Annotated in this window: 14 protein-coding genes, 1 tRNA gene and 1 pseudogene; 7 read left to right on the top strand and 9 right to left on the bottom strand. The window is 69.7% G+C overall.

Annotation, left to right across the window (positions count from 1 at the left end):
- Positions 1-29: 29 nt before the first annotated feature.
- Positions 30-245 (top strand): FmdB family zinc ribbon protein, encoded by a 216-nt coding sequence (locus ABD378_RS14175; protein ID WP_344521102.1) that lies wholly within the window; start codon positions 30-32, stop codon positions 243-245.
- A gap of 88 nt (positions 246-333) precedes the next feature.
- Here the strand turns inward: ABD378_RS14175 and ABD378_RS14170 are convergent, their stop codons facing one another.
- From ABD378_RS14170 to ABD378_RS14150, 5 genes are all read right to left on the bottom strand, one after another.
- Positions 334-1,317, bottom strand: a complete 984-nt coding sequence (locus ABD378_RS14170; protein ID WP_344521101.1) for a sugar kinase — start codon at positions 1,315-1,317, stop codon at positions 334-336.
- Entirely contained in the window at positions 1,314-1,970 is a 657-nt protein-coding gene (locus ABD378_RS14165) for a bifunctional 4-hydroxy-2-oxoglutarate aldolase/2-dehydro-3-deoxy-phosphogluconate aldolase (protein ID WP_344521100.1), read from the bottom strand. The genes ABD378_RS14170 and ABD378_RS14165 overlap by 4 nt, the downstream gene beginning before the upstream one ends.
- A gap of 23 nt (positions 1,971-1,993) precedes the next feature.
- A complete protein-coding gene (locus ABD378_RS14160; RefSeq protein ID WP_344521098.1) occupies positions 1,994-2,587 on the bottom strand; it encodes a DUF4383 domain-containing protein in 594 nt (197 codons plus the stop codon).
- Between the two features lie 173 nt (positions 2,588-2,760).
- Positions 2,761-4,161 carry a hypothetical protein gene (locus ABD378_RS14155; protein WP_386546827.1) on the bottom strand — a complete coding sequence of 467 codons (1,401 nt, stop codon included), beginning with the start codon at positions 4,159-4,161 and terminating at the stop codon, positions 2,761-2,763.
- A gap of 137 nt (positions 4,162-4,298) precedes the next feature.
- On the bottom strand, positions 4,299-5,147 hold the full coding sequence (locus ABD378_RS14150) for a DUF4097 family beta strand repeat-containing protein (protein ID WP_344521095.1): 849 nt from the start codon (positions 5,145-5,147) through the stop codon (positions 4,299-4,301).
- A 204-nt stretch (positions 5,148-5,351) separates the two neighbouring features.
- Here ABD378_RS14150 and ABD378_RS14145 point away from each other — a divergent pair.
- A tRNA-Val gene (locus ABD378_RS14145) sits at positions 5,352-5,426 on the top strand.
- Between the two features lie 68 nt (positions 5,427-5,494).
- Here the strand turns inward: ABD378_RS14145 and ABD378_RS44315 are convergent.
- Together ABD378_RS44315 and ABD378_RS14140 are read right to left on the bottom strand one after the other, a co-directional pair.
- Positions 5,495-5,590, bottom strand: a pseudogene (locus tag ABD378_RS44315) (tyrosine-type recombinase/integrase); the annotation flags it as partial.
- Positions 5,590-6,000 carry an excalibur calcium-binding domain-containing protein gene (locus ABD378_RS14140; protein WP_344521093.1) on the bottom strand — a complete coding sequence of 137 codons (411 nt, stop codon included), beginning with the start codon at positions 5,998-6,000 and terminating at the stop codon, positions 5,590-5,592. The pseudogene ABD378_RS44315 and the gene ABD378_RS14140, both read right to left, overlap by 1 nt.
- A 64-nt stretch (positions 6,001-6,064) precedes the next feature.
- Here ABD378_RS14140 and ABD378_RS14135 point away from each other — a divergent pair, with 64 nt between their 5' ends.
- A complete protein-coding gene (locus tag ABD378_RS14135; RefSeq protein WP_344521092.1) occupies positions 6,065-6,316 on the top strand; it encodes a hypothetical protein in 252 nt (83 codons plus the stop codon).
- Positions 6,317-6,425: 109 nt separating this feature from the next.
- Here the strand turns inward: ABD378_RS14135 and ABD378_RS14130 are convergent, their stop codons facing one another.
- Entirely contained in the window at positions 6,426-6,980 is a 555-nt protein-coding gene (locus tag ABD378_RS14130; RefSeq protein WP_344521091.1) for a hypothetical protein, read from the bottom strand.
- Between the two features lie 233 nt (positions 6,981-7,213).
- Here ABD378_RS14130 and ABD378_RS14125 point away from each other — a divergent pair, with 233 nt between their 5' ends.
- From ABD378_RS14125 to ABD378_RS14110, 4 genes are all read left to right on the top strand, one after another.
- On the top strand, positions 7,214-8,425 hold the full coding sequence (locus ABD378_RS14125) for a helix-turn-helix domain-containing protein (RefSeq protein ID WP_344521090.1): 1,212 nt from the start codon (positions 7,214-7,216) through the stop codon (positions 8,423-8,425).
- Positions 8,426-8,617: 192 nt separating this feature from the next.
- Positions 8,618-8,911, top strand: coding sequence for a hypothetical protein (locus tag ABD378_RS14120; RefSeq protein ID WP_344521089.1), 294 nt, complete (start codon positions 8,618-8,620; stop codon positions 8,909-8,911).
- Positions 8,912-9,255: 344 nt separating this feature from the next.
- Positions 9,256-9,756 carry a glycine-rich domain-containing protein gene (locus tag ABD378_RS14115; RefSeq protein WP_344521088.1) on the top strand — a complete coding sequence of 167 codons (501 nt, stop codon included), beginning with the start codon at positions 9,256-9,258 and terminating at the stop codon, positions 9,754-9,756.
- A gap of 76 nt (positions 9,757-9,832) precedes the next feature.
- Positions 9,833-10,486: a class I SAM-dependent methyltransferase gene (locus ABD378_RS14110; protein ID WP_344521087.1), complete on the top strand. Its 654-nt coding sequence runs from the start codon at positions 9,833-9,835 to the stop codon at positions 10,484-10,486.
- Positions 10,487-11,221: 735 nt separating this feature from the next.
- On the opposite strand, the gene ABD378_RS14105 is transcribed toward ABD378_RS14110, so the two are convergent.
- On the bottom strand, positions 11,222-11,340 hold a 119-nt coding region (locus tag ABD378_RS14105; RefSeq protein ID WP_344521274.1), incomplete at its 5' end, for a CGNR zinc finger domain-containing protein.

Raw genomic sequence — 11,340 nt, 5'->3', positions numbered from 1 at the left:
GGCAGGTCCGCTGCCGTTAGCCTTGGCCCATGCCCCGATACGAGTACCGCTGCCGCTCCTGTGGCGACACCTTTGAGCTGAGCCGCCCGATGGCCGAGTCCGCCGCCCCCGCGGCCTGCCCCGCCGGGCACGAGGACACGGTGAAGCTGCTGTCGACGGTGGCCGTCGGGGGTTCCTCCTCGGCGCCTGCCCCACGCGGCGGCGGTGGCGGAGGCGGCTGCTGTGGCGGGGGTTGCTGCGGCTAGCAGTTGTGGTGCGGTACCGCGCCCCGGCAGGGAACATCACCCCACGCCCGGCGGAGCCACGCCCAGCGGAGCCACGCCCGGCGGAGCGCTAACGCACCACGGTCCCGGGCCCCGCTCCCAGCAGCCCGAGCTCCGCCCGCGTGGGCGCTCCCTCCCAGTCCCCGTGCGACGCCACGGCGAAGGCCCCCGTCGTCACGGCCCGGTCGAGGCGCCCCGCCACGTCGTCCCCGTCGAGCAGCGCCGAAAGATACCCGGCGACGAACGCGTCCCCCGCACCCACGGCGTCCACCGCCCGCACCGGGCGCGCCGGAGCGTACAGCTCGCCGTCGCCGGTGTACGCGGTGGCACCGTCGGCGCCGAGCTTGACCACGACCTCGCGGACGCCCTGCGCGAGGAGCGCCTTGGCCAGGGCGTGGGCTTCACCGGCGGCTGTCGTCTCCGGTACGCACAGCGGCAGTTCGTCGTCCGACGCGATGAGGACATCGACGTACGGGATCCAGGAACGCATGACCGCGGCGGACTCCTCGTCGCTCCACAGCCGGGAGCGGAAGTTGACGTCGAGGCAGACCGTCGTGCCGTGCTCCCGGGCCAGTTGGAGGGCGCGCCGGCACGCGTCGAGGGCGGAAGGGCCCAGCGCCGGGGTGATGCCGGTGAGGTGCAGGACGCGAGGTGCGCCGGGAGAGGCGAATGCGTGCTCGACCGAGGCCGCCGTGAGGCGTGAACCGGCGGAGCCCGCACGGTAGTAGTGCACGCGGGTCACTTCGGGCAGCCGCGGCTCGAAGAGGATGAGACCCGTGGGCGCGTCCGGATCGCGGGTCGCGCCGCTGACGTCGACGCCCTCGGCACGCAGCGTGCGAAGGACCAGCTCGCCCGCCTCGTCGTCGCCGACGGCGCCCGCCCACCGCGTCGGGTGGCCCAGACGCGCGAGGCCGATGGCGACGTTCGACTCGGCGCCCGCGACGGACACGTCCATCGAACCGCCCAGCTTGAGCGGGCCGCTGCCGCGCAGGGCGACCATGGTCTCGCCCAGGGTGAGGACGTCGGTGGCGGTCCCAGGGGTAGTGGCGCTCATCGTCCGGCCCCCGCGGCTGCCCCCGCGACCGTTACGAACTCCGCCGCGCGCTTGCGCAGCGCGTTCAGGTCCCCGCCGTCCGCCGCGTCCCCGACGAGCGGGGAGCCGACGCCCACGGCGACCGCGCCGAGCGCCAAGTACTCCTCGGCGGCGGCAGCGTCCACGCCGCCCACCGGTACGAAGGGCAGGTCGGGGAAGGGGGCCCGCAGCGCCTTGAGATACGCGGGTCCGCCCATCGCCGAAGCGGGGAAGATCTTCAGCGCGGTGGCTCCGGCGGCGCTCGCCGCGATCACGTCGGTGGGGGTCAACACCCCGGCGGCGACCGGGAGTTCACACCGCAGGGCCTCGTCCACGCCGGCCCCGAGGCCCGGCGTCACGATGAGGTTGGCCCCCGCGTCCGCGGCTCGTCGCGCGTCGTCCGCGGTCAGGACCGTGCCCGCGCCCAGCCAGGCGTCGTCGCCCAGTTCGGCGCGCACCCGGCGCAGGACGCCCAACGCGTCGGCGCCGCTGAGGGAGACCTCGACGAGCGGGACACCGGACTCGACGAGCGCCATGACCGTCCGGAAGGAGGCCTCCGCGTCGGTGCCGCGGACGATGGCGACCAGGCGCCGGGTCCGCAGGGCTGTACTGAAGGCAGTGGTGAGGTCCGACATGCCCCAAGGCTCGCACAGGGCGTTCAGCCTGCCTGCTCAGGGTGGTGGGCCCCGTTTCCCTTCCCGTTCCCGTTCCCGTGCCCCCGCCCGCGCCCGGCGTGCCGCACCTGCTCGGGGTGGCGTGCCTGCCAGTACGGGTTGTCGTGCGGCAGGGCCGAGCCGACCCTCCCGTACATCCCGAAGACCATCAGCATGACGCCCACGACGAAGCTGAACAGGACGTTCTGGATGCGGAAGGCGAGGAAGTTGAAGCTGGAGTCCAGCAGGGCGAGATTGACGAAGCCGCTGAGGACGAAGAGGCAGCCCAGGACCATGTTGAGCGTCGAGGCGAAGTTGCCGCCGATCACCATGCCGACGAACAGGAGCAGTCCGACGCAGATCGACAGGACGCTGAGCGCGCCGTTGGTGTTCAGACCGGCGACGGTGTCGCCCCCGGTGTCGAAGAAGCCGACCTTGTCGATCAGGCCGAGGATGCCGAACGCGAGCAGGACGAGCCCCATCAGACCCGCGCCGACGCGGTAGATCGTGCTGAGGTGGTGGTCGACGGGAAGGTGTTCGTTCAGCGTGACGTGCCGCCTGGGCCGCTTCGCCCCTGGGTGAAGTACATGCGTGGCCATGTCCGCCTCCCTTGGTGCGCGCGGAGGCCGCTTCTGTACGTTGCTGCTGCGACGCCGGTGACGTCGGTCTGCGTACGGTGACGTCGGCGTACGTAACTCCAGGATCCGCCCGCGGGCCGCGGACCGCCAGCAGACGGGGCCGGAACCCGGCGGTCCCTGGGCGCGGCGGCCCCCTAGGCCCCCTGCCCCCGCTCCTCCCGGATCTGCGTGACCACGCGCGCCACCGCCTGCCGCACGGCCTCGGTCTCGGTCAGGAAGTGCCAGTAGTCCGGGTGGCGCCCCTCCAGGGAGGCCACCGCGCGGTCCAGGCGGGCCACGGACTCGTCGAGCGGGCGGGCGTGCCGCTGCTCCGGGGTCTGGCGGCCCGCCATGGCGAGGCGCTGGGCGTCGCGGATCGCGAAGCGGGTGCGCTCGATCTCGTGCTGGGGGTCCTTCGCCACCGCGTTGAGCCGCTGCAGCCGGTCGCCGGCGGCCGAGACCGCCTCGTCCGTCGAGTTCAGCAGGGCGCGGACCGTCGAGAGCAGGGAGGTGGCGTCAGGCCAGCGCTGCTCCTCGCGCGCCTGCCGGGCCTCCTTCAGCTTGACCTCGGCCTGCCGTACGTTCTCCGCGGTCTGGTCCGGCACGCGCTGCAGGTCCTGCCAGCAGGCTGCCGTGAACCGCCGCCGCAGTTCGCTGAGGACCGGGTCGACCTGGCCGCTGCGGGTGGTGAGCGCCTGCGCGCGCGTACGCAGCGACACAAGACGGCGGTCTATCTCGGCGGCACGCTCGGGCAGCCGTTCGGCCTCGGCGCGCACGGCCTCGGCGTCCCGCAGGACGCGGTCGGCGCGCTGCAGCGTTTCCGGCACGCCGTGCTGGCCCGCCCCTTGATTGAGCTTGGTCAGCTCGGGCCCGAGGGCCGCCAGGCGTGCGGCGAGGTCATCGGCCTTGAGCCCGGCCCCTCGTACGGCATCGAGGGCGTTGCTGGCGGCGAGGAGGGTCTGGCGGGCTCGCTCGACGGCCGGGGCGAGCCGGGCGAGCTGCGTCTCCGCCTTGTCGAGCAGCGGCCCGAGCCCCTGCTGGAACCGGTCAAGGTCCTGCTTGGCCTTGTCCAGCTCGCCCTTGGCCTCGGTGAGCTCGGTGCGTGCGCGGGCGGCGACGGAGGCCTCTAGATCATCACGGTCGAGATCGTGCGCGTCGACAGCGCTGATGTACTGACGGCTGGCCTCGTCGATCCGCCGCCCGATGGCCTCGAAATCCGAGACCGCCCGCTGCGCGGCGGGCGTGGAGTCGACGGCGACGATGGTCTCGATGGAGATCCGCAGATCCCGCTGGGCGGTGTCCAGTTCGTAGAACGCGGCCGCCGCCGCGTCCTTCGCGGCCTGGGCGTCGGCCCGCACGCTCTCCCCGCGCCCGCCGAACCACCGCCGGGTGCCGCCGCCCGCGAAGGCGGCGGGGAGGGTGAGGGCGAGGAGGGGGAGGGGCAGAAGGGCGAGCGCCACGGCATCACGGAGGGGGCTTCGACGGTCCTGGCGGTGGTCCGGGCCGGAACGCGGCCGCACGCTCCCGCAGCGACGTACATCCTCATCCGGCACCACTGACGTACTCGACTTGCTCGACGTGTCCGGTGTGTACGGCTGCGAAGGTGTCGCCGTCACTATCCCTCTCCCGTGCTGTCATCCGCCTTGCCCGGTGTCACATTCTCCCACCGGTTAATGACGAACACACGGGCCTGTTAGTTCGCGCTGCGCACCGTGACTTTGCCGTCTTCGCTGCGGGCGGACACCAGGTGCGGACTACCACTGTCGCGGGGAACGGAAACATCCACGGCCCCGTCGGCCGTCCTGGTCGCCACGTCGTACGAGACGTCGCGGCCGCCCCTCTTCTTCGGTACCTCGATGGTGACGGCTCCGTCCGCGCTGCGTGCCTCGACTCGATCGGGCACGGAGGCCAGCTCGAGCCGTACGGCGCCGTCCTTGGAGGTCGCACGGACGCGCTCCGACCGGACGCCGGTCGCATTCACCGCTCCGTCGCCGCTGTCCAGCCTCAGCGGCCCGGTGGAGTCCTTGACGGTGACGGAGCCGTCCTTGGTGCGAATGGAGAGCGGTTCTAGCATGCCACTGGCGCTCACACGCCCATCACCGTTCACCACCTTCAGGGCCACCCCACGGGGCACCTCGATGCGGTGCTTGGCCGAGCAGTCGACGAAGACACCGGAGCACTTCATGCGCAGGGTCAGCCGGTCCCCGTCCACGGCCCAGGTCACCTTGGTGTCCCCGCCGAGCGCACTTGCCCCTTCGAACCACCGCGTCACCTTGACCTCTGAGCTGCCCGACTCCCCGGTGACGAACTCCAGCGCGGAGTCATCGGAGTCGACGGTCAAGGTCTTCCCCTCCAACGCGAACGCCCGCCGCTCCGGATCCGAGTCGTCATCGGCACTGGCCCCGCAGGCACCGGCGAGAAGAACGACGGCGACGGCGCCACTGGCGGCGGCGAGGACGCGGAGGCCGCGGGGGCGGCGGGCGGTGCGGTCGGCCCGGACGGAATCCACGGAATCGATGGAATCGACGGAACGGACGGTCATGAAGATCTCCCCCTGAGCGGCTGTGGCAGGCAGTCCACGCCACGACTACAACTTCCCCGGGCGCCCTACGACCGTACGAACGAACCCCGCCCCACGGGATCCGGCACACTCCCGGATCGGGGGTGGGGTTAACCCCCTCCCTGGCCACCCCCATACGGGTTTGCAGGCCGGGGCCACAGGCAGGGTAGGCTGTCGAAACATCCCGGGCGCGTAGCTCAGCGGTAGAGCGCTGCCCTTACAAGGCAGATGTCGGCGGTTCGAAACCGTCCGCGCCCACCAGTGCGAAGACCCCCAGCCGATCATGGCTGGGGGTCTTTGACATCCGGATCTGACATCAGCGGCCATGGTCATCCACGGTCGATCCGCCGTTTGAGCATCCGGTCCATGTGACTGACTGCCTCGCGCTGCGTGTCCTGCACGACGTGCGTGTAGACGTTCATCGTCACGGCGACTCGCAGGCAACCCCATCAAGGTTACGGTCAAGCTCGGGGCGGTAACCCGGCTCCCCCGCGATCAACGGCGCCGCACCGGCAGCCCGTGCCTCGGCGCAGTTCTCGTAGTAGACGTCCGGAGCTGCTGACGACTCGGGGCTCGGCGGGGGCTCCGGCGCCTCTGTCTCCGTGGCCGTCTCCGCCGGACGCGGCGGCGGTGTGACGCTCTCACTGAGTGACGGTGACGGTTCAGCAGGCGTTGGGCTCGACAGCGAGGGGCTAGGGGTGGGGGAAGCGCTGGTTGTGACCGGCGCCTGCGGCTCATCCGCCCCATGTCCGCAAGAAGACAGGATCGCCCCCAAGACGAGTAGCCCGACTGCCACGGCAACCACAGCGGCAACGATCCGACCCAGCAGGCCCATGCCAGCCCAGCACCGCCGCGCACGCCACACCAGCCCCCGCCGCTGCTGTCCGCCGCTACCGGCCATGGCCGCTTCCGATCACCACACCAGTGCAGCACGCGCCCACACCGGCCGCATGGTGTCGCAGATCATCCGGCCCGGCCACCTCACCGCCCACCAGACCGCGACCGTCCTCGGCGTCAGCCTCGACGGCGTCCGCCAGCTCGTCCGCCGCGGTCAGCTCACCCGATCCGGCGGCAGCCCACGACAGCCCTGGTTCAAGGTCCAAGACGTCGCAGCCCTTGACGCCAAGCGCCGCACCCGCGCCGCCACTTGACGCGCAGGTCAGAGCGGTGTCACGATCCCGGTGTACAACTGTGCCCTCAACCGGCACCACAGACGCACGCGAAGCCCCGGACCGGACACCCGGCTGGGGCTTCGTCGTTTCACGGGTTCGGCGAGGGCGATGACTGGTTCCCCTGCATCTCGAGCGCGGCGGTGCTCTCCATGAAAACCCGGACCGAACGAACACGCTCGGACATCTGCCGCTTATGTGCCCACTCCTTTATCACCGAGCGGACCAAGGGAGCCTCTGCCACCATCAGGAACCCCAGGAACAAGACTCCAAAACAGAACCGCGCGAGCTGTGGCGCCGAATCCGGGTCCGGCGCCGCCAGCCAGTCGAGCGACAGCACGAACGCAACCAAGAGAGCCATCGACAGCGCGAACCAGACGACGTACAGAAACGACTGGACCGACTTCCTCCACTTGTCCTGGGCCCCTGGCTGAAGCTTCCTTCGCTGGATCTCTTGCCGCACCCACAAGGGTTGAGACTCGCCAAGACCCTCAACCAACTCGACGCTCGCAGAGGCAGCATGCAGTTCCGCCTTCCAAGCCTCCTGCTCAGCAACGCCTAGCGCAGCCAACTCCACTGACCCGACGAGGATCAGCACTGGCGCGACAGTGGCCACGGCGGCTGCAAACGGCTCAGTCATGATCACCGCGTCAGGATCCCAAACTGTGAGCCCATGAGCACGGAGGCGAGCAGCCATGGCCGGTCGCGTCGAACTCACTCAATACGACTACCGCAGGATGCGGCCCGCATCCTCGCCGTCCGACGTATGCATCGTCTGCGGCCACGGTGCAGCAGACGCCGTCGACCACATCCACCCCGTCAGCAAGGGCGGCGCCAAGCGCACTCTCCCTGGCCACCGGGTCGGCGTACCGTGGCCCCGTGGCAAACGACGACCTGGGGCGAACTCTCCGACGCCTGCGCCGCCTGGCCTCCCTGACTCAAGAGGAATTGGCCGAGCGGTCCGACGTGTCCGTAGACGTGATCCGGCAGCTTGAGCAGGGACGGAAGCACTCGGCTCGCCTGCCCACGCTTCATGCCCTAGCGAACGGTCTCGGCGTAGAGCTGACGACCCTCCTGGGCGACCCTCCCGCCGTCTCGACGGGAGAGAACGATGGCCCCCGATTCGTGGCCGTGCGACGCGCCATCATGCCCGCGCTCTGGGTGGCCGAGCCCAAAACCCCAGGACCCGACTTCTCACTGCCCGACCTGCGTGAGCAGATCGCAGAGGGCTGGACGCAGTACCACGCCGCCGAGTTCGACACCGTGATGAAGACGCTGCCCGACATGATCTCGGACGCGCGCGCCGCCACGGCAGCGCCCGACAGCACAGACCAGGGCACCGGATTCGCAGCGCTGGGCAAGGTTCTCCAGCTGGCGGGGCACGTTGCCGTGCGGATGGGGAAAACCGACCTCGCCCTGATCGGGCTGGAACGGGCCATAGAAGCGGCGGGCCGATCGTCTGACCCCCTGCTCCCCGCCATGATCGTCAACTCTGTTGCGTGGACGTACCAGCGGCAGGGCCGCCTCGGCGACGCCCTGAGTATCGCCCTGCACGCCGCCGCCGATATCAAGGACAACGGGCACACCGGCACCGCCGATGGCCTGAAGGTCTGGGGGGCGTTGACGATGTCCGCAGCCACGTCGGCCGCGCGCAGCAACGACTATGAGCGGGCCGCCTCGCTGATGGAGCACGCCGAGAAGGAAGCCGCCCGGGTGGCCAAGCTGCCTCAGGGCAGCGACAGTCGGATGGTCAGCGTCTTCAGTCCCTCCTCGGTGCGCATCGAGCGCGTCCGCCTGGCCGTGCAGTACGGGCATCCCGAGGAGGCCCTGACCCTGGCGAAGGGGATGCGACTAAGCAAGGACACCCCGCCGTCATGGCGGACGTGGCTGCTGCTGGACGTAGCCCGAGCCCATACAGATCTGAGCGACGCGGCGGGGGCGGTGAAAGCTCTGGAGTCCCTGCGGCGTGTGGCGCCGACGTGGATGCAGCACCACACCTTGGCCGTGGCCATCGTGCGCGACCTGTGGGCGCTCCCCAACCATCCTCCGGGGCTGCGGTCGTTGGCCGAGTTTCTGGGGGTCGGCGAATAGCGTCGGAAAAGTATGACGCTACATCCCTGTCACGCTGTGTAGCGCACCGATTCCATGAGTCGTACAGCGCCCCGGCGACCGTGCAACCGGCCCCGGGGCATGGCCGACTGAGATGGAGTCGACATGGGCGAGATTACGGGCCCAGGGCCAGGCGCGAGAAGCGGAGTAGGAAGCACGCTCGAGGCGCCGCCCGTGCAACTGCCCGACCCCGGTGGCCTCTCGGGGCAGCAGGTACGCGGCCGAGCCTGCGTGTGGTGCGCTGTCGCCCTCAGAAACTCGACCGCCGTCGACCTCGGCGTGCGGGAGGTAGACGCGCACGGATCGTCCGCCAGCTGGTTCCCCCGCGGCTGCCGCCCCTGCGCCATCCTCAACGCGCACAAGGCCGTCCTCGACCACTCACAAGGGTGCCTGCGGTGCTACGACAACCCCGCCCGCTGCGCCGAAGGCCAAGCCCTGCGGCAGAAGCTGCGCGAGGTGCGGGGATGAGCGAGGGCACTCGGTTCTGCGGACACTGCGATCAGCCGATCACCCAGGGCCAGAAGGTCAGAACCTTCGCGAAGGTCTCCATCTCGGCTGGCGGCATCACGATCCGGCTGCACGAGAGGTGCGCGGAGCGGGCGGCCTACGTCCGGCGCTTACCTCGATAGTCCCCTGTGCCGTGGCCACGTCGGACAGCCCACGGCACGGGAAGGGGCGGCCCGCCCGTTTGTGAGCCTCGTTGGCGGGCGGGCCGCTCATCACTCTCCCGCCAGCCCCGTACCCCGTAGCTCTTGGGGCGGGCGGGGCCAGCGCTCCCAAGCGGGGGCACACGTCCACACCAGGAGGAAGACGTGACCGTAGCGTTAGAGCATTCCGCCGCAACCCGCACCCGCGAGCCGCAAGAGCTGCTCAACGCGGTCGCTCCGCACATCACGGAACTGACCGTCAACATCTTCGACTCCGGCATGACCATCTGGGACCGCGAGATCGCGCTACTCCTGCGAGATCACACGATGGTCCGCGACATGGCCGAGCGGATCCTCGGCAACGCAGTCATGTACGTCATGGGCTCAATCGAAAACCAGGACGTACACCTCGGCGTAGGCAAGCTCGTCGACATCGGCGTTCACCAGCTCATCCTCGACACACCCGTGTGGTGGGGCATCTGCCGTCTCTACAACGGCGGCCGGTTCAAGCACCACGCCCCGTTCATCGAGCGCCGCCGCGACGGTTTGTGCCTGCGCACCGGCGACTTCCTGAAGACCCAGGGCTGGGCGATCGACGAGGAACTGTGGGCCATCGATGGCGCCGACTGCTCCCCGTGCGACGACAAGGTCCCCGACAGCCACTGAGCCCGCTACAGTCGCCCCCGTCCTCACGGCTCCCGAGGGCGGGGGCTCCCGCATCCCGACGACCAGAGGAACAGCTGTGCCCGTACCCCACGACATCCCCGCCGAGACCGAACTCTGGGACACCTTCGCCGAGTCCGCGTTCAAGTCTGACGCAGAGCCCTCGTTCTGCTGGACGCAGTACGCCGGACACGGCCCCGGCACCGAACTGCTGGGCACTCCAGAGTCCGTGCTGGAGATCGGCTGCGGAACCGGCCGTGCCCTCGCCCACCTCGCCGAGCAGGGCGTCAAGGCCACCGGGGTCGACCTGTCGCCGCGCATGGTGGAGCTCGCCGGTGAGCGGTGGGCGCCCCTCGGGGTACGGATCGAGCAAGGGGAGATTCTCGACTGGCTCGCTGCCGATGAGAGCCGGTACGAAGCCGTGTACTCCATCTTCGGCGCGGCCTGGTTCACCGACCCGTCCCGTCTCTTCCCCCTAGTCCGTGAGCGTCTGGTTCCGGGGGGCGTCTTTGTGTTCTCTCAGCCGCCAGCCATCCCGGGCGCCTACGGGCCGCAGGGCATGTACAAGGGCGGTTTCGCGGGGAGGGCGATGTTCACCTACCGCTACAGCTACAAGCCGGCGGTGTGGGAGCGGCATCTGCTTCGGGCTGGCTTCGCTGCTGTCGAGGCGACGGTGGTGGAAGCGCCGAAGGCTGGACACATCGGCACCCTCATCGTCCAGGCCCGCGCCTGACCGGGCCCCGCTTGGCCCCGGCCGGGTATCGCTCGGCCGGGGCCGCTCCATGTCTCGACCGACTACCTGCGCGGCACACTGCTCTCGCAGACCTGGCAACGGGGCCCAGGAAGGAACGGCAGTCTCCAGCCCGTATCCGGGATGACCGTGTACGCCGATGCCACCTCGTGCGGGAGCTGCTGCGCATCGACGTCGTAAGCGTGCACCACCGCACCTGGCTTTCGATCTGCACGGTGATCGTCCGCTTCGCTCACTTCTATCGCAATCTTCCAGTTCGTCATGCGGTGAGTATGGGCTTGTCTGCCCCGCTCGCACCAGAAATCGCAGCTACTGATTGTGACCACACCCCAGAGGCGTTATGGGTGCAAGTTGGGGTTGGCCCACACGCAGCTCCATGTCTGGTGCCCCCTAGTGCGTGTACGCACGATGCGAGACAATGGAGTTGCGCCTGTTCAGCCCCCTCATAGCAGGGGGCTGTTGCGTGAGCGATGCGTGAGCGGAGGCCCCGTCGGGGCCCGGGACTCCCGGAGGTGGCGGGAGCGAGAGATGTCTCTGACCAGCACACGCCAGGATGACCGGAGTGTGTCAGAGCGAGCCCGAGGGACACCTCTGGTCTTACAAGGCAGATGTCGGCGGTTCGAAACCGTCCGCGCCCACCAGTGCGAAGACCCCCAGTCGATCATGGCTGGGGGTCTTCGCGGTTCAAGGGCCCGCTTGGATGTACCGAGGTGACGATCACTCCGCTGAGCTGGGGTTTTTGCGCTGGTTGGCGTTGAAGCGCGCCTTCTTCTGACGATTCCCGCACGTGTTCATGTCGCACCATTTGCGGGTGCGACTCTGGCTGGTGTCGAAGA

The sequence above is a fragment of the Streptomyces rectiviolaceus genome (genome assembly GCF_039533825.1).
Lineage (GTDB): Bacteria > Actinomycetota > Actinomycetes > Streptomycetales > Streptomycetaceae > Streptomyces > Streptomyces rectiviolaceus.
Note: the sequence above shows the minus strand (reverse complement) of the source record. Positions and strands in the feature narration are given on the sequence as shown.